This is a genomic window from Paenibacillus sp. GCM10027626 (genome assembly GCF_042676285.1).
In the GTDB taxonomy this organism is placed as follows: Bacteria; Bacillota; Bacilli; order Paenibacillales; family Paenibacillaceae; genus Paenibacillus_Z.
Map to the genome: position 1 here is coordinate 315176 of NZ_JBHTHC010000008.1, position 18859 is coordinate 334034.

Annotated in this window: 14 protein-coding genes; 1 reads left to right on the forward strand and 13 read right to left on the reverse strand. The window is 51.5% G+C overall.

Translation table 11 applies throughout. The features are described 5' to 3' along the window. Positions 1–102: 102 nt before the first annotated feature. Complete coding sequence (locus ACFQ0N_RS17810; protein WP_379328511.1) at positions 103–936, reverse strand: helix-turn-helix domain-containing protein; 834 nt, start codon at positions 934–936, stop codon at positions 103–105. A gap of 223 nt (positions 937–1159) precedes the next feature. Here ACFQ0N_RS17810 and ACFQ0N_RS17815 point away from each other — a divergent pair, with 223 nt between their 5' ends. After that, positions 1160–2383, forward strand: coding sequence for a multidrug effflux MFS transporter (locus tag ACFQ0N_RS17815; protein WP_379328513.1), 1224 nt, complete (start codon positions 1160–1162; stop codon positions 2381–2383). Between the two features lie 74 nt (positions 2384–2457). On the opposite strand, the gene ACFQ0N_RS17820 is transcribed toward ACFQ0N_RS17815, so the two are convergent. From ACFQ0N_RS17820 to ACFQ0N_RS17875, 12 genes are all read right to left on the reverse strand, one after another. Beyond that, positions 2458–3018: a putative periplasmic lipoprotein gene (locus tag ACFQ0N_RS17820; protein WP_379328515.1), complete on the reverse strand. Its 561-nt coding sequence runs from the start codon at positions 3016–3018 to the stop codon at positions 2458–2460. A gap of 149 nt (positions 3019–3167) precedes the next feature. Next, positions 3168–4376: a hypothetical protein gene (locus ACFQ0N_RS17825; protein WP_379328517.1), complete on the reverse strand. Its 1209-nt coding sequence runs from the start codon at positions 4374–4376 to the stop codon at positions 3168–3170. Positions 4377–4409: 33 nt separating this feature from the next. Next, positions 4410–5588: an outer membrane protein assembly factor BamB family protein gene (locus ACFQ0N_RS17830; protein WP_379328519.1), complete on the reverse strand. Its 1179-nt coding sequence runs from the start codon at positions 5586–5588 to the stop codon at positions 4410–4412. Between the two features lie 165 nt (positions 5589–5753). Further along, positions 5754–6614, reverse strand: coding sequence for an MBL fold metallo-hydrolase (locus ACFQ0N_RS17835; RefSeq protein WP_379328521.1), 861 nt, complete (start codon positions 6612–6614; stop codon positions 5754–5756). Between the two features lie 137 nt (positions 6615–6751). Next, entirely contained in the window at positions 6752–7912 is a 1161-nt protein-coding gene (locus ACFQ0N_RS17840; protein WP_379328523.1) for a DUF6348 family protein, read from the reverse strand. Positions 7913–7987: 75 nt separating this feature from the next. Next, complete coding sequence (locus ACFQ0N_RS17845) at positions 7988–9286, reverse strand: neutral/alkaline non-lysosomal ceramidase N-terminal domain-containing protein (RefSeq protein ID WP_379328525.1); 1299 nt, start codon at positions 9284–9286, stop codon at positions 7988–7990. 25 nt (positions 9287–9311) lie between these two features. Continuing rightward, the gene (locus tag ACFQ0N_RS17850; RefSeq protein WP_379328527.1) at positions 9312–10217 is read right to left on the reverse strand and encodes a Gfo/Idh/MocA family protein; all 906 of its coding nucleotides are present in this window, start codon (positions 10215–10217) and stop codon (positions 9312–9314) included. 44 nt (positions 10218–10261) lie between these two features. Further along, a complete protein-coding gene (locus ACFQ0N_RS17855; RefSeq protein ID WP_379328529.1) occupies positions 10262–14032 on the reverse strand; it encodes a heparinase II/III domain-containing protein in 3771 nt (1256 codons plus the stop codon). Between the two features lie 61 nt (positions 14033–14093). Then, positions 14094–15365 carry a DegT/DnrJ/EryC1/StrS family aminotransferase gene (locus tag ACFQ0N_RS17860; RefSeq protein ID WP_379328531.1) on the reverse strand — a complete coding sequence of 424 codons (1272 nt, stop codon included), beginning with the start codon at positions 15363–15365 and terminating at the stop codon, positions 14094–14096. Between the two features lie 26 nt (positions 15366–15391). Then, positions 15392–16228, reverse strand: coding sequence for a carbohydrate ABC transporter permease (locus tag ACFQ0N_RS17865; RefSeq protein ID WP_379328533.1), 837 nt, complete (start codon positions 16226–16228; stop codon positions 15392–15394). 34 nt (positions 16229–16262) lie between these two features. Next, positions 16263–17213: a carbohydrate ABC transporter permease gene (locus ACFQ0N_RS17870; protein WP_379328535.1), complete on the reverse strand. Its 951-nt coding sequence runs from the start codon at positions 17211–17213 to the stop codon at positions 16263–16265. A 22-nt stretch (positions 17214–17235) separates the two neighbouring features. After that, positions 17236–18717, reverse strand: coding sequence for a type 2 periplasmic-binding domain-containing protein (locus tag ACFQ0N_RS17875; RefSeq protein ID WP_379328537.1), 1482 nt, complete (start codon positions 18715–18717; stop codon positions 17236–17238). Positions 18718–18859: the final 142 nt, after the last annotated feature.

The following is an 18859-nucleotide window of genomic DNA, read 5'->3' on the forward strand; positions in this document are numbered from 1 at the left end:
GAATTCGCTTCTTCTAATCTGCAAAAAAAATCAATTCCGGATCGTTTTCGACCGACGAAAAAACCCCGCTGCCGGGGGCTGCCGGGGTACCCTTCACTCCTCTTATTGATTTTGCTTGCGCCATTCAAGCGGCGTAACGCCCACCGACTTGACAAAGTAATCATAAAACCGGCTCGAAGAAGTAAAACCTACCTCAGAAGAGATCCATTCAATCGCTTTGTTTGTTTGCTGGAGCAACCGCTTCGCTTCCTGCACGCGAAGGTTGATCATGTACTGCTTCGGAGAAACGCCCGTCAGCTCGGAAAATTTCTTGCGCAAGTTGCTCGCGGAAAGAAAATGCCGCGCCGCCAGTTCGCTAACTGTTATTTGCGTGTAATAGCTCGCATGAATTTCCTTCAGCACCTCTTCGACTACCGCTTGATCCGCCGTTCTCTCCACTGCAGGAAGAATTGTCCGATTCCGCTGAAATAGCAGCAATGCCGTTTCAAAAGCCACACGCATGAAGCTGCTGGAATCTACGCTGCTTCTGCCCTGCTTCCACTCCTTCTCCAATTGAAAAAAGCTGATCTCGGCCCAGCGCAAATCATCTTCGGCGAGACGAGCGCTGCGAATCCGGTCAGACTCCCGCTCAGTATTGTGAAAGATATGTTGACAATAGGCAGGGAGCATGTCGTGATAAAAATGAACGGATATTCCTTGCCAAGGCTCCGTGCAGACAAAGCCGTGATGGAGGTGTGGCGGAATTAAAATCAGATCTCCCGCGATCACTTTCATATTTTGCTGCTGCGAGCTGTAGTAGCCCTCCCCATCCAAAATAAGCGTCATCTCATCATATTCATGAGAATGCGACATAAAGAGGCCTTCGCCCTGCTCCGCCTGAAAAGTATGAGGCTTAAAACGTTCCAAACTGATCACAAACTTTTTATTAGTCTTCATAGAGCCCCTCTTCCTATTAACACGCTATTGAATTAGCCTAATTTTTACATCTATTTTATCATGTACGAATTAAAAACAAAGAGGGCTTCCCGCAGGTTCTATTAGAACCATTTGGTCGCCCATAATATTCATATAATACTTGCTTCTTGAGCAACATGCGTGTAAAATTCAGCATGCGCCTTCACAACTTTTGCTTAGCACAATATTTAGGAGAAAAAAGAATATGGTTTCTAAAACAAAAGTAACTACCCGCCTTCGGCTTGTTTTATTATTGGGTGCTTTTTCAGCACTGGGTCCTCTTACAATCGATATGTACTTGCCATCCTTCCCCCAAATTGCAGCTGATTTCGGCTCTAAAGCTTCTATGGTTCAACTGAGTTTGACCGCCTGCCTGATCGGATTAGGACTGGGGCAAATTATTATCGGGCCTTTGAGTGATGTTCATGGAAGGCGTAAGCCGCTCATTTACTCGATGCTTCTTTATCTGGTCGCCTCGTTTCTTTGTGCGGTCGCGCCTAATATTATCTTGTTCATCATCGCCCGTTTTGTACAAGGCTTCGCGGCTTCTGCCGGAATTGTTATCTCGCGCGCGATCGTTCGCGATTTATACAGCGGCTCGGAATTAACGAAGTTCTTTTCGCTGTTGATGCTAGTAAACAACCTATTCCCCTTAATCGCGCCAATGGCGGGAAGCGGTGTTATTTCCTTTACTACATGGATCGGGATATTTATCGCCTTAAGCCTTGTCGGGCTGGTGCTGGTCATCCTTGCTACCTTGAATTTAAAGGAAACCTTGCCTGTCCAGAATCGAATCCAGGGCAACTTCGGCGAGTTGTTCCGAGGCATTCAAACCTTACTCAAGGACCGCCAATTTGTCGGCTACGCACTTGCACAAGGAATTATGGTTGGCGGCGTATTCGCTTATGTATCGGGCACTCCCTTTATCTATCAAAATATTTATGGAGCGTCCCCGCAGCTCTTCGCGCTCTTGTTCGCATCCAATGGCATAAGCTTGATTATCGGCTCGCAGGTTGTCGGGCGATTCAACCATCTTATCTCCGAACGCCGGTTTCTTGTTATCGGACTGCTGCTTTCCGGGCTGTCCAGTCTGATAGCCTTAATTGTTATTTTGACGCGCGGCCCACTGTTCGGGCTAGTAACGCCCCTGTTCTTTTTCGTGATGTCTATCGGTATGACTTCAACCGCTTCATTCTCGTTGGCGATGCAATCGCAAAGTAAAATGGCGGGGAGCGCATCAGCCTTTCTAGGGCTTCTGCCGTTTGTGCTGGGCTCGCTCACCTCGCCTCTTGTCGGTATTGCAGGCGAGTATTCAGCAGTTCCTATGGGGGTTACCATCCTCATGACCAGCATACTTGCACTGCTCGCTTACTTGGGCCTTGTGCAAAGAGAACGACCGGATCTTGGAAAAGAGTCATCCGTCACGTAACTGCTTTTATTGCAATTCATTTGAAATCAAAAGGATGGCAAGCTAGCCATCCTTTCGTCTTCTTTATTTGTGTTCTACTTCTCGCCTGCAGCTCCACCCGCCACAAACGAAACAGGCTCAGATTCAAATTTTTGCGTGCTCCATTTTCCATTTCGTCCCACCTGCAGCTCAGCTGTTCCTACAACCATGTAGCTTCCTGCCTTTTGCAGCGTACGTTTGTTCAGCGGCGGCGAAACATGATCCCCTTCATTAAAACTGTAGCTCTTCCGCGGGAGCAGAGAGACATGATACCCGATGTCAGCAACTGCGCGCATGCCCGGTTCCTCCGTAACCGGCTCGCCGTCTTCATCATAAATCGTATACGTAATCATCGCCGCGCCATGGTTAAGCTCCAGCGTATCGTCGCTGTCATTCCACAGCTGGCCAGAGAGCTTAAACACCTGACCTGCCTGAACCCGATCAGGCACGCTCACCACAACTCGCAGCGGCAGCGCTGCCTCTTCAGAAACAGAGTTCTCGGGCGCAGGCAGCGTACGGTCAGTTCCTTTTCCGGAAAAGGAACAGCCTGTCAGCAGCAGTATTGCCGACGCAACAAGAATCATGATCTGCCAAGAATGCCACTTTCGTCTCCTCACGCATCATCACCTGCAATCCATTTTTGTCCGTCGCTCTTTCTTATTCGACGTACAAAAATACCAAAATGTTGCAGGCAGAGAACCATTGCGCATCAGCTCCAAAAATAACAAGAGAAGCAGTACGTATTAAACGCGCTGCTTCTCTCCATTTACTTCTGAATAATATTGATATACGTAACAGCACCATTTTTGCTCGGACCCATGAAGAAAATGTAGATGTCATCGTACTGGTAGTGGTACAAATAACCGCCGTCCACATCATCGTCTCCCGCAAAATCCGGCGTGCCCAGCATCGCCTTAACGGACGCAAAGGTCATCTTCGGCAGATGGTTCTTATTGATCGTCACAGCGAACAGCGGTTCATCCAGCTCCCCGTCCACGCCGAAGCAAAAGCCTACACCAGGCGTCTTGGCAAAATTCCAATACTTCCCGCCGCTTTCATAGAAAGAGGTTGTCCGTTCGCCCAATACTTGACTGACCTGCTTATAGGACATCCCCAGCTTCACGTTGAATCCTGGGATTTTGCCCTTCTTCAAGTTAGCTTTCGTATTTTTATCGAGCACAAATTTCAGTGTTTTTCCGGCTGCCGCGGACGTCGCTGTATCCGTAACGCCGAATGTAGGCTCTTTGCTGAATCTGGCAATCAGCTTCTGGCCCTCTTCGTAGCTTCCTTTTTTCACGCCTTTATATGGCTGTTCATAACCGTAGAACAGGATGCTGCTGCCGGTCATCGTATAGTTTTCCATGCTGAACTTGTAGGTGTCAAAATACCAGCCTGCCGCCTCGCTATTATCATATCTGGCCAGCTGAAAATAATTCGAGCTGAAATTTTTGAATTTGCTGCTGGCATACATTTCATATTCGATTTTTTTGGAACCGTATGGCTTAAAGCCAATTTTTTGGGCTGTGCCGCTTGGCGTAACCGCAAAAGCTTCGAAGGAATAATAGTTCGATGATTCCCGCTGGCCAACGATAATGAGGTCCGGCGTCCCCTTCGCCACGCTGGTCAGCTTGTAAATATCATTTTGGTTCGTGTTGATGCGCAGTACTTCATTGTTGCGGACCTTCACAGACTGTTTCTTGCCATCGACTGTCAAGTAGTACGCGCCATTATAGATGATATCTCCTTCTTGTCCAAACGCCGAAGGAAGCGTCTCGACAAACCGTTTTTCCTTGTCCGATGCCAATGTGACCGTATGCGCTTTGCCATTCACATCCTTGATTGAGAATTTGTACCTGGCACTTGCCTTTGCCGCGGCTGCATCCCCTTGATGGACAGCCAGCCCGGCCAGCAAAATAGCGGCCACTGCGATTACTGCTATACTTTTTTTGAAAAACGCCATCGCCATCGTCCCCATCCTATTCTCCTATTTTAGCTTTAACCCCAACGATTACTTCAAAATATGTTTGGAGATTTTACTCTCTTTCCAATAAACGAACACGCTATTGTTGCGATAATCGAGCACATATCCGCTTGTTTTTAAATCGAACTCGTGAATGGCAGTAAGTGTTTTAGGATCGAAAACATATTGCCGGCTGACAAGATCGACAAACAGTTTGCCATCCGCAGTTGTATGGGCCCGCGGCAGCACATCCCCCTCAGGAATTGTAAAATTGGATAAGACGCGCGCCTTGACCAAGCCTTTTTGATTATAGTAGCTTAACTTTTTGGCTGAGTAGTCCAATAGCAGGTAGCCTGACCCTGACGGAAAAGCCAGTTCCTGCTGTCCAGTTTTCCTTTCCCAGACTGTTTTGCCGTTCGGGGATATGGCTAAAAGCATATTTGTTTTTTGTTTGGAGCTAACCGGGAAGACAATCGTCCCATCCGCCAAAGCGAATGTAGTATGAAAATTAACATACACGTCTTTTGGGAATGCATGTTGAAAAACGCGCTGCAACGAGGCATTATAGACATCTGCTTGCATGTTGGCTTTTGCAGGCGCTTCAACAATAAGCTGGCCATTCGTCACCGTAACGAGCTTGCCCGCGACAACTTTATTGAACTTCTGTTTCCCGTTTTTATCAAAGCCGATGAATTGCACTGCTTCTTTACCGCTTACTGCAGATTTCTCGGCCGCTATAATTAAAGTGCCATCTGCCATTCGGTACAGCTTCCCATTCAAGGGAATATCAGTCGATAATTGTTTACTCCAATTCTCTTTCCCTGAAGGACTTACCGAATATAGCAATTTTTCAAAAGAAAAGTATGCATACACTGTCCCATCCGGCGCATACACAAAAGGATCCTTTGTGCTCGGCCAGCCGTAGCCTGCTTTGGCAAAAGAAAATGCCCATTTTACTTTTCCCGTCTCAGGATCAATTGCGCGCAGCGAATCGGGCGACCACGCCTTGGTCGCTGAAAACTTCTCTTCTTGCAGATGTATGTACAGCGTATTTTTTTCCGGTACATAAAAAATGTCTTCATTTACCGCCAAATAATCGGCATTCGGCTTTTGTGACCATACAGCTTGCGGCAGCGTGGTGTAGCTTTTGGCCTCAACCAGCCCGTAAGACACACTGCCGAATAGAATCATGCTCATAATCAGAACCGCTGCAGCTTTTCTCATCATTTTCCCCATCTCCATTTTCCCTCAATCTGCCAACAGAAACATCGTTCATTATATCATAATATCTGATAGTTTTGTCACAAAAAATAGGCCTAGAGATGATTCTCGAGACCTACAACATGCATTTGAGCGTATTTTTTAGCGATGATCAAACAAAAAGTTTATGTTTTAGACATAAGCCTCTCTGTTAACGTATTTTGCATACACATCAGGATCGTGTGAAGGAAGCAAGAGCAATTCGCTGTTTGCCTGCTCAAGGGCGCGCAAAAAAGGAAAATGACTTTCATACTGCTTGCTGTCATAATGAGCAATTTTGCTTAACCAGGCGCCGCACTTATTTTCTCGATAGTTTCCTTGCACATAAACGGCATCCGCAATTAAAAAGTACCTTTCTGCTGCCGAGCAATTCAAGATAAGCCCCATCTGGCCAATGGCATGTCCAGGAAGGGGAACGAGGATCATCGTGCCATCCTGGAACAGATCAAACGCTTTTGCAAAAGGGCCGTAACGCTCAGCGCGGTCAAAATCTACAAGCTGTACGAGATTGGGATTGATTTTGTCAAACAGAGACTTCAGGTACGAATTACGCAGCAACTTAAAAGCAGAATGGCGTGTAAATGCCCACTCCACTTTGCTGACAATAATGCGCGAGTTCGGAAAATCATGAATCCCGCCAACATGATCCACATGCATATGGGACAAAATTACAGTTACGTCATCAGGAGCTATACCCATGGCCTGCAATTGATTGACCGCATTCTCTTCCTCAGAGATCCGAACCGGCAGAGTTAAGCGCATCAAACTGTATGGAAATGAGCGCGCAGCGTCAAAAAAGCGCGTCGAGTATCCGGTATCAAACAAAATATAGCCATGCTTGGGGTGTTTAATTAAATAAAACAAAGCAGGGCCCCATATTTTTTGCTTCTCGTTTCCCTTTTTCATCAAATGCAATGAAGCATAATAGTGACCGGCGTTTAGAACAGTCAATTCACATTGCGGCAGGTCTGCCGGCAGCTTTGGCAGCTTCATAAGAAAAATCTCCTCCTCCTTTCTCTATCATATTACATGTTGCATATCCATGAAAATACTCGCTTGCATTAAAAAAGACGCAGCTGCAGCCGCGCTCCATACGGAGCGGACCAAGCATGCGTCTCGATTGTCGGCGGCTATCTGAACCGGTAATTGCCCGACATCGCAAAGGATAACGTCAGCACACCGCCATTTTCCAGCAAATCCGCACCCTGCTCTTTCGCATTGCAAATCACATTATAGATGGAACTTACTCCGATATATTGGTTATACACTTCGTTATCAAACTGCTCCTCGCGGAAGCCCGCAAACAAGGCGTCATAAATCAAATAATAGCTGGCCAATTGAGTCCGGTATATACTGAAGGATTCCTCGCCCTTATAGATCGACATTTCCTCAGTATAGGTAAGCTCCTCAAAGGCATTCTCTGCACAAATTTCCGGCAAAAAAGAATAAAGCTCCTGCGCCAGACTGTTATCCTGCAAACGTTCCGCCAATCGCACCGGAAAATCATCATACAGCTCCTGTGTTTCGCATGCCTTAAACAGTTCAACAGCCGTCCGCGTGGCCGCCGCAATTTGCTCCGGTTGATAAGGGTACGGCGTATATGTCCCTTCCGATTGCTGCAGGAAAATAAACTGCTTTTGCGAAGCGAAGCCATCGACCTGCCAGCTGCTGGCCAGCTCTGCTACGATGCTGCCAAGCTCCGGGCTAGGAATATCATTTATGCGGCACTCACCGGTAATATCGTCGCCGTTTTTGGCAGCATAAATTTTAATATAACAGAGCTTCTGATTGCCCACCCGCTTGGCGATTTCATCCTTCAGCGCTTCCCAAAACTGGATTTCGCTCTTTTCGGCTATGGATTCCCCCAGACCAACGATGTTGCTTCTATACACCTTCCAATGATGGACAGTGTCTCCGTATTTCGTCTCCAACAACTCAGGCTCCCGTTCATTCTCCATCGAGGCAATACCTTGCATTAGCGAAAGCGTAAAGCCGCCTACGGCCATGCCGAGCGCATTTTTCGCGCTGCTGCCTATGCCTGCAGAAGTTTCAACGATTGCCCGATCCCATTTCGGCGAGCTCAGATGGAATTTTAAAAGTACAGACTGCTCCGACCATCTTGCAACATACGGGCGAATGGCGAGCTGCCATTCAGGAATGTAGATATGGTCCTCCCGCACAATTTCCTCCGCCTCGAACAGCCCTCTCATTGCATGGTGCAGCACGTAATGCGCAGGATCTTCAATTGTTTCCTCTTCCCAATCCATCCGTTCTTCTCTCTCTTTACTCATCATTTACAGCTCCTGTCATTCTAGTGTCTATGTTTCAACCGCGGAGCTATATTCAGCATCCCTTACACTATACGTTTAACACGGTTTTCCCGTTTCATCGAGCAATTTGTGAAGTCCGGTAATCATATCGCTTTCGACGGACGGCCGAAACGGAGACGGCAAGCCGAAATGGTAAGCCGATTCAACCGATTCGTAGCCGCCCTCGGCAAGCTGCTCCGTTGTCGGGACATAGCCGACCATGCCATTGCTGTATGCGAGCGGCAGCACGTTGCCGCCGTAGCGCTTCTTAATGTATGTTCCGTAAGCGACGACTATTTCCCCGCTCATGGCGGCAAGGGTCAGGCCAGCGGCGATGTGCAGCGCGGTCATATCGAGTGGGGCAGCGGCTTTCCGCCGCTCGGGAGCAGCCAGCAAATAGCGGCTCCATTCGCCCATTACCCCTGCGTCCTCCTGGCGCTCCTTCAGCTCGGAAATGTCCGGCATCCGCTCAAAATATAGCGGTACGACATGCCTTTCGCCACGCAGCTCGCATAGGGAAATCGGCTCGAGCGGAGAAGCGAGCACGCGCAGCACCTCGTCGCGCAATGCGCATCCCAACCGGACGACATCATCGTCGCTGCCGGCACGAAACTCGCCTCCATCAACGATGTTCGGCCGTATATCGCCGCAGCATCCCTGAAGGAAAGAAGCGATCGACCCGCCGCCAAGCGCCTCTTCCACCGCCTCCATGGCAACGCCTGGAAACTCTGATGTCACCTGGTTGTCTCCGGTCGTTGTTGGATGGCACGTGTAATGAAACCATACGCCTTTCGTCCCCCCGGATTTCGTTGCAAACCGGATAACGGTCACCTCCGGATCAACGGGGCCGTCCGGATTCGGCGCCCACTCAATCCCGGCGCCCGAACGCTTGCGCCGGTTTATCCCGATCCGGCATAACCCGTGTCCCCGCTCCACGCGAACCGGCTCGCCCGCCATGCACGCCTCCTCCGCCGCCTGCTCCAGCTTCTCCGCCAACGCCGCAACGTACCGTTCATCGGCCTCGCCTAATCCGCGCGGAAACATTCCGCTCGTTTGCGGCCCGCCATGCGTATGGCTTGCATGCAAAATAATAGCTTCTTCCGGGAGCCCGAACCGTTCAGCTAGCCTTCTCCTTACCCGAGCCGCCAAATCGGTGCCCCACCAGATTAAATCGGCCTGAGCCAGCAGCGCCTGCCGCTCGCGTCCGTCGCGATCCGTCTGGCGAAAAAACCAAATCCGCACATGCAGCGGACGGGACACGCCCTCATAAAAGCCTTGCCGGCTGCTAAAGCCGGCAAGCGGGACGGGGCGATCCGGCGTAATATCCCGTTTGGATGTACCTAGAATCAAGTCCATTCGCTTCGTCCCCTATCGTCTCCGTTTACAATAACACCGTCTCTCCCGTCAGCCTGCTTTCGTTGGCCGCCTCGAGAAAACGGACGATTTCGATCATTTCATCGGCGTCGATCGGCTGCCGGCCCGTGCGGAACATCTGCATCGCTGCCTCAAGCAGCCCCGCTGAAGAAGGCTTTGGACTTGCATACGTATCGACGAAATGCGTTGCCTTCTCGCGATGGATCATTCCGCCGAACGCCCTGCTGCCCTTACGGTTGCCGCGCGCCGTACCGATCCGGCCGTCACGCCAGACGCCAACGATCACTTCATGGTCTTCGTTCATGCGCACAGTGACGCTAACGCAGCCTTTGCCCATAATGACATAAAGCGTTTCTACCGTATGGATGCCATACCAAAACAAAGGCGGCTGCGTCGGCACGACAGGCATCGGGCCGTAGCAGTCCGCGCCGATAATGGCGCCGCTCTCCGTCTCCCGCAAAATGTTGACCAGCGGCTCCGCATAACGCAGCGACGAACAGCTGAACATCGGCACTTGCCACTCGGCGGCGATGTCCACGATGGCTCTTGCCTCCTTTGTGCTGACAGCAAACGGCTTATCGACGAATACCGGCTTGCGGTAAGGCGCGATGCGCGCGAATTGTTCCAGATGGACCCGGCCGTCGACAGAGGTAAGGAGGAGGGCATCGGCCTCCTCCGCCACCCTCTCCATGCTGTCAACAATCTGTACGGCAAATTCGTCGCGCAATTGGTTCGTATACATGCCGACGCGGGAATAACTTAATTCAAAATCATCCGAGCCGCCCGGGTAAGCAATCGTAACGCGCCCGCCGGGCACATGAAACGGATGGTCCGGTTTGTTCAGCAGCTCGGCGAACAGCTCGCAATGCGAAGTGTCGAGGCCGATCATGCCGATTTTCAGCAACTGTGACATGCTTTCGTCACCCTCCTTGTACTTTCAATTGCAATATTGCAATATTATTTGCGCTCCATATTATCGATGCGGAACGTATGGCCGCCCGACCAGGAAGTAAACGGGAAAAATTTCATGCCGCTCGACCCGTCGGCGGAGATCGTAAAGCCGGGGTCCATCTCGCCGGTTAACAGCTCACTTTTGCCGCCGCTTTGAACTACTCCGGTTATCGGGTAGCCATGGGTGCTGCCGTCGGGGTGGGTGACGACCGCGTATTGTCCGATTGCCGTTTGCGGCACTGCCGCAGCAGTGACAAGCGCATTGTACGCGGCTCCTTCGGCAACGCGGCGAACTGCATCGACGGCGCCCGTTACCGGACCGCTTCCGTTCACTTGTTCATCCCCCTTCTGCAGCCGGGTTCCGCCGATCAGCGTCATTTGCGTCACCTTGCCGTCGACGAGCCGGATAAAGCCCATCTCGCCGTCAAGCACAATGTCCCCGACGACAAGCGGCTGTCCGTCCTCATTGGACGAACTGAGCACAATGTCCGTCGTATTGCCGTAGGCAACCGATACGGCAACGTCGCCCGGAGACGAGAGGTCCGGCTTGAGCTGCTCGACTTTGGCGATGCGCGGTGCGGATCCTGCCGCATACGGCTCAAGCGCCGTGACGAACGTGCTGCGCAAATTTGCGCCTTCCCGGCGCAGCACCATTTTCGGCATCGTATATTTGTCGGCCTGCTCGTTGGTATCGATGTCATTGACACGCGTCGCCCGCAGCGAAGGAGAACGGCCGAGGAACATTTCGCTTGAACCGCCTTCTGCAACGAAACCGCTTATTTTCATCCCCGCCGCTTCGGCCCCGCCCGCCTGCGTTGTCAATGTTGCTTCATAACTGCCGTCTGTCAGTTCGGCCTTCTTCACGTCGCGTACATAGAGATAACCCGGGTATTCGCCGCCTGCGCTGCCCTGATCCAATTCCGTCTGCGGCTCGACCACCGGCGTGCCTTCCGGCAGCAAATAAGGGCCGTATTCCTCCACTGGCAAATTCGTACGCATCTCGGCGTCGCGGTTCGCGTCCCCTCCTAGCGTGTATTCGTGCCTGCTGCCGCCAGAAACGCGGAACAGATCAAGCATGTAAACCGCGTTATCGGGAGCGCCTTCAAATTGTATCACCCACGGTTCCCTGCGGTACTCGCTTACACCCGGGTATGCGTTGTCCTGCCGCGCCCGCATCACCTGGAACGGATTGCCTTGCGGCTCAAACAGCTCAATGCTGCCGCCGTGCTTCGACTTGTTGTCGACGGTCATATCTTTCCCGTCCACTACCACCGTGTTGTGCGCCAGCGTCATCGTTGTCCAGGCACGGTACTTCGTATGCGTGTATCCGAGATCCGGCAGCAGCTCCTGGCTGTTCGCATACAGTGCGATGTTCAACGGATCGTAATGCGCATGCCCGTATTTCGGCTCAAACATCATGTACAGCTGTGCCTGGCCAGTGCTTTCTCCCGCCGACAGACGGGCGATGCCGGAAGCCGGCATGAGCAGCGAGCCTGCGGTCAAATTCGGCGATTTGTCCGAGGTAGACGCCCATGTATCCTGAATCGGCAAATATTTTCCGTCCGGATAAGTAAGCATGGAAGGCAGTTTTTGCGACTTGTCGAGTGCCGGAAACCATTTGGCCATGTCCAGATTGTCCGCACGTTTACCGAACCGCGATGAGATGTACCCGGCCGGATCAGTGTATCCGTTTAGCAGCTTAATATTTGCGAGCGTCCCGTTCGTGCTTTGGTTATGGTAGGACAGCGTAACTTCGTTCCAAAAACCGTCGAACAGGAAAAATGACTGCGTATATTTCTCCATCCGTTCGATCGCATCGTGCACGTAGTCAGGGTAGCCGATCGCCTTGCCGAGACGGATAAGCCCTTCGCGCGCCGTGTAATCCATATTTGTATGCCAGATCGGAAACGACAGCAGATATTCCGCGGAAGGCTTGAACACATCGTCAATCAGCTTGCGCTCGACATCTTCGTGCAGCTCGGCGGACAGCACCGCCAACGCATCGGTTTGCTTCACTTTCTCATACGCTTCGATCAGCGGTCCCATCCCGCGTCCTGACAATTCTAAGTAAAACCAGAATGACCATGTGCCTCCATAGTACGGGTACGGCGGTCCGGCTTCGCTGTCCGCCGGGAAGCTTAACCAGGGATAATCGTAGACGGGCACGTAGCCTTGATAGACATCAGCGAATTTGTTCAGCAGACGGGCTGCACCGAGCGGATCCGAATTTGCCAGCTTAAGCGTCTCTTTCATGACGTATTCCCGCTGCTTATACCATAAATGTGCAGTAATATAATAACGCCGGCCTCTGTCGTCTTCATAATAAGGAAACTCGACTGTTTCTCTCTTGGCGTTGATCGATTTGTACGTCTTGTTTTCCGGATATTGCGCATTCGGATAGATAAGCTGGCCGTTTTTGCTTGTAAGCTGATTCGGCTTTTCCGGGTCCCAGTCCCACAAATTATAAGGATCGAGCTCCGGCTTTTCCGGCAAAGCGGCGTAATAGACGCCCGGCTGCTGCGGAATCATGTCGAGCAGCCGCTTCACCTTATCCGATACCGGAGCCGGCTCGATCTTCGTTCTGGCCCCTTGTCCGGGATCGGGATGCCACGCCGACTCTCCAGCGGCAATGACCTGCTCGCGGTCAAAGGCGATAAACGCAACGTCGGCGTTCGGGTTATTTTTCTTGGCAAGCGTCAGTTTCAACTGGTAAGCGCCGTATTCGTCCAATGGAGGGTGCGTGAATGTCACTGTATGGCTCTTTTTGTCGCCTGCCAGCACCGCATCGTCGATTGGCGTCCACTTTCCGGACGGCGATTTGAGCAGCAAATTGACGGTCATTTGCTCCGGCTTAAACGAATTGCCGCTTTCAAACGCCAGCTCTTTTTGCGAAAAGCCTTTGTACGACAGCTTCACAGCGGGCGGCACCCACCCCGTGAAATGGCGCGGCTTCTTCTCGCCATTCTCGCTGGGCAGCGATTGAAAAAATACCGATCCCAGCCGCCCTTCCGTGATTCCTGTCGCCGCCAGCGTATAATCGCCGTTCCCCTCATACCAGTAGGCGGAATGACGCAGCGGAAACCAGGAGCTGACGGGATCTGCGCCGGGACGAACGCGAACAACGTTCATCCGCCATTCATCCCCGGCCTTGACACCCTGGACGCCAAGCGAAGCGAACGGGACGGCAAGCTCAGCCGTCCATTTGCCGGCATCGCCCGCCAGCACGGTCGTAACGCCCGGCACCTCTTTGACAGCAATCTCGGGAGGGGTATCGAAATTCATATTTCCTTGCTTCACACCGTCCTGGGCGATGACGACAGGAATATGATAATAATCGTCGCCTGCACCCGCAGGGCTAAGCACAATTTCTACCCATTCGGCTTTCAATGCCTCATTCGCCGCGGCACGCTGCCCGGATATGCCGATATACAGATGGGTTGCATCGTAGGCAAGCTTCACACCGGTTGCAGGTTTGGCTGGCTGATTGAAATACATCGTGACAAATGGGCTTAAACTGGCGGCTTTATTCCATGCCTGTTCTTCCAGCTTGCCGTCCATAACCGGCTTTTTATGGGCCTCATTGACGACCGCCCAGCGATCGGCAAATTGCGGGATTGCAGGGGCGGCGGCAAATGCCGCAGCCCCTGCCTCTATCTCTGCCGGGGATAACAGTGCGGTTTCAGCAACGGCCGGCCATGCGGCCAAAGCGGACAGCATCATTGCGCAGGCCATTGCGGCCGCAAACGTCCGTATCGCTTTACGTTTCATGCTGTTCATGTTTCCTCTTCCTTTCGCTATGAATTGGGATTGAGGTTGAACGAGCAACGAACAGGAGGACTCACCCGAGTCCGATCTGTAAACCCCGATAGACTTTCACGATGCCGGCGACGATTTGCTCCACGTCGATATCGGCAAGGACCGGACTGATCGGGATAAATACGACCCGCGGGATTAAATCCTCCGCTTTGGGACACATTCCCGCCGTATAGCGGACCGGCCGTTTGAACGGATAATTGAACGGAAATCCGTCCCGGTCAGCTGTACGCTGATGAATGATCTGCGGAAAATTGTACACAGGATTTCCGCCATACAAGATATAATTCGATATGTTCTCAGCCTCAAGCGCATCGCTGAACTGTTTCGCTTCATCCGCAGAAGACAGGACGATGCCCAAGTTCGACCCGAGTTCGCCGTCTTCGTCCGGACTTGGTCGAAAGCGGATTCCGGGCAATTCCGCCAGCAGGGCGCTGCGAGCTGCATTCCAGCAACGCTTCATATGCGCAATGATGCCTTCCAGCTTGTTCCATTGCTCCAGCACCACAGCGCCGGATAGCTCGCTCATCCGGTAATTTTGCCCGGCGAACGCATACAGGTCGTCAGGCGAATCGATGCCGTACAGGTCTTTCTCGCGAATATTGCCCTGATCGTGGTAGCGAAGCGCCCGCTCGAAATAAGACCGTTCTCTCGTCATGACGGCGCCGCCTTCGCCGGCCGTCAAAATTTTGTTAATTTGAAAGCTGAAGGCGCCAATATCGCCGATTGTCCCCTGATACTTCCCTTTGTATTTCACCCCGCATGATTGGGCTACATCTTCGATCACGGCAATATTATGCTTGCGCGCAAATTCCATTATCGGATCCATATCGCATGGCGTACCTATGATCGGTACGGCGATAATTGCCTTCACCTCATCATCCATCACCCGTTCCAGATCGTTCGGATCGATATTCATCGTATCGTCGATGTCGGCAAAGACGGGTACCGCGTTGCAGCATATGACGGAACCCGGCGTGGCGACGAACGTATTCGCCGGCACGATTACTTTGTCACCGTATCCTACGCCGACAGCCCGCAAAGCGACAATTAGCGCGGCCGTGCCGGACGTGACGCCAAGCGAGTACGGAACGCCAAAATCGGAGCACATCCGCTCCTCCAGCCGGCGCACCGCATGCTGCATGTCGGGCCCATAGTAGCGAAACGGGGAGCGGGCTTTGATCACATCGGCTGACGCGATCGCTTCCGCTTCGCCCATCAGCATCGCGCCGGGGTAATTGGGAGGCAGCGGCCCCTTGCGCAGCGGCTCTCCTCCATGTATGGCCAATTTTTCCATCCGACTCTTCCTTCCTCTCATTAAATTCATCCCTTCACCGCGCCCAGCGTCGTTCCTTCCATGATCATTCTCTGAAACAGGACGAATATGAGCACCGACGGTACCATCACGACGGTTACACCGGCGAACAGCATCACCCAATCAGCCTTGTATTTCATCATATTGTAGGCTTGGTACATATTAACGCCGATCGTATATTTGTTCTGATCGCTCAAATAAATGAACGGACTTAGGAAATTGTTGTACAGACCTAGAAATTTAAAAATAGCGACGGTTACAATGCCCGGCAGCGATAAAGGCGCCATGATTTTGAAAAAAGTTTGAAACAGTGTTGCACCGTCCATATGTGCGCTTTCTTCCAATTCCTTCGGCAGCGACATCATGAAACCGCCAAGAAGCATAAGGTAAAAAACGCTTTCTCCCAAACACTCCAGAAGGATCAGACCCGTCAGGCTGTTCGTCAGGTGCAGATCGCGCATTAAGATGTACTGCGGAACAAGGGCGTTAATACCAGGCAAAAACAACGACAGCATAATGATGCCCCATAGCAGCTTCCTGCCTTTGAATTCGATTCGGGTAAGCGCATAAGCGTTGAGAGCGGTTAAAAAAGTGCCTACGATCAGGCTGACGCCGACATAATAAAGCGTATTCAATAGCGCTCCGCCAATGTTATACTTTGTCCACGACGTTCCATAGTTGCCCCACTGCCAAATGTCGGGCAGCTTCCATATATTCTGAAAAAATTCGCGGTTCGTTTTGAAGGATTGATAGACGATCCAGATCAGCGGAAACAAGATCGCCAGTGCCCACAAGAGCAGTAAGACGCGCCACAGCCAATCGACCGGCGAGCGTTTCTCTTCCAAGGCCCTCCTCCTTTCCAGGCGGCCTTACGCGCCTTTAATATTCATAAGATTTATTTCCCATCCATTTGTCCATCATCAGTTTGACGACGACCAGAATCAGGAACAAAAACATGCCTATCGCCGCTGCATAGCCGTAGTTGTGATATTTATCGCCAAAAGCAATATTGAACATGTACAATCCAATCACATTGGTTGACCCGGCCGGCCCCCCGTTCGTAAGGACAAGGATACTTTCAAGACTTTGGAATGCGCCAAGAACTAGAAACAAAGCGCTGACGCGGATGACCGGCATAACGAGCGGAATCGTAATTTTGTACAGCCGCGTCATGTGAGATGCCCCTTCCAATACGGCCGCCTCATAGAGCGGCTTGGGAATGGAGATGATCGCATTCATCAGAATGATGTTGTAAAAACCGACCGTCGCCCATAAATAAGGCGGAAGAAGCGACCAGATCGCCGTCTTCGTGTCGCCCAACCAGTAAAAATTGCCGACCGGAATCCCGAACAGCCGGAGCATCGCATTCAGCAAGCCGTAATCCCCGTTGTAAACAAATGCCCACAGCAGCGAAACGACAACGGTAGAAAGCACGTTCGGAAAAAAGTACAGCACTTTATAGAAGCCCGATTCCTTATATTTCTTGACGGCCAACAGGTAAGCGAGCAAGAGCGATATCGCAAGCGTCAGCGGCGGTACGGTAACGACAAAAAACAGGTTGTGGGATAATGCCCGCCATACGTTTTCATCTTTCAGCAAAGCGGTGTAATTTTTCAGTCCCACGAACTCCGCTGGTGACAATCCATCCCAATAAAGGAGAGAATAATACGCCGACATCAGGTTAGGGTACAAATTAAACAGCAGATAACCACCGAATGTGGGAGCGAGCGCGAGCAGCAAAAATATTAGCTTCTGCGTTCCCGCCTTTCGCATCCTTCTTTCGTTGCGCCGGGTAACTTTCGCGTATGCGGTCGATTCCGGAAAGTTCAATGATGATCATTCCTCTCGCCGTTTATTGGCCGCCTTGAGCCGCAACAGCCTTCTTCATCAGCTCCTCGGCTTCCTGCAGCTTAGGAATCGGATCGAGCTTCCCGCTCGTAACCTCGGTAATCATGTTGTAATAAATGTCCACCGCGTTGGAATAAGCCGGATCCGTCAGTGTGACGTTACGGAAGGAGCTTTCTCCCATCACCTTGTTATTTTTCATATACTCGAGCATCGCCTTCGAAACATCCTGCAGTTTTTCGGCCCGAACCGGATCGTCCGCAAAATCTTTGCGCAGCGGAAGTTGTCCGCCCTTTTCGGCGATCAGCTGCTGAATGTCCATATTCCACATCCATAAACTGAATTGCTTCGCCCATTTCTTGTTCAGCTCCGGTTTTGCCGCCCAGATGTAGCTGCCGCTTCTGGACGAACTGCGCGTCCAGATTGTGCTGCCTGCCGTGTCGCCCATGGGCACCGCCATAAATCCCCACTTGAAGCCCTCCGGCGTCGAATCCTTCATCTCGTTCTCCACCCAGCTTCCGGTAGACACCATTGCAGCTTGGTGCTGCAATACTTGCATCTGCGACTGCGTATGGTCGAGCGCCGCCACGCCTTCAGGGAAATAGCCTTTTTGGCCCAACTCATAGATCCTCTTCCACAATTCCTGCATCTCCGGCGACATATATTCCGGCAGCTTGAAATTGCGGTAATTGTCTTCGAATTGCTGCAAGTTCCCGTTGTTTTCCGCCAGTTCGAACAGCTTCCACGGTCCGAAAGCATTTTCCAGATAGTTAGGGTAAACGCCCGGATACGTGATCGGAATCAAACCTTTCGTTTTAATATCCTCAAGCAGCTGGACGAACTCGTTCCACGTTTTCGGATTTTGGTTCCAGCCGTTTTGCTCGAACAAGGTTTTGTCGAAAAATAATCCCGCACCGGTGCCGGCAATCGGAAAATCATACGTTTTGCCCAGTATGCGGGGGGCCGATTTCTCTATGCCGTCAGCCGAGAGTTCCCTCACCGTTTTGCCGTTCGCGTCATATACTTTGCTGTCCCACAAATCTTCGGTCGGCTCCAGCTTGTTTGCCTTCACAAGTGGCGCCATCGCCTTGGTACCGCCCGGAATCGTGCTGTTGAACATATCGAACATGTCCTCATCGTCGCCGGCGGCGATTTTCGTCTGTATAATTTGATCGATGGTCGGCGAATACGTAATGGCGAAGTCCACATTCGGAAACTTCTGCTTAAACGTATCGACAGCGTAATCGAACCATTCTCGCCCCATTCCGGCATCAAAGAAGCCGAATTTCAGCGTCACCTTCTCGTTTTTGGGCAGGCCATTTTCCGGATATACGTCCTCTTCCGCCTCTTTGACCGGCTCCTTCTTCTGCCCCGCTCCGCCATCTGTTACTTGTCCGCCGCCCTCCTCCGATTTCGAACACCCCTGGATCGACAGCCCTGCCAATACGCATACAAGCATAATTGAAATCGCTCTCATTTGTATTTTCATGCAAGCTCTCCCTTCGTAATTATTTGTTCCTCACTATCCCCATCTTCGCTACCCATGCAACCGTTTGCATCACTCCTTGTTTTTTATCCGAATGTGCCGAAGCCCGCATCGGAGGATGAAGCTTCTTTACATTTTCAAGCTA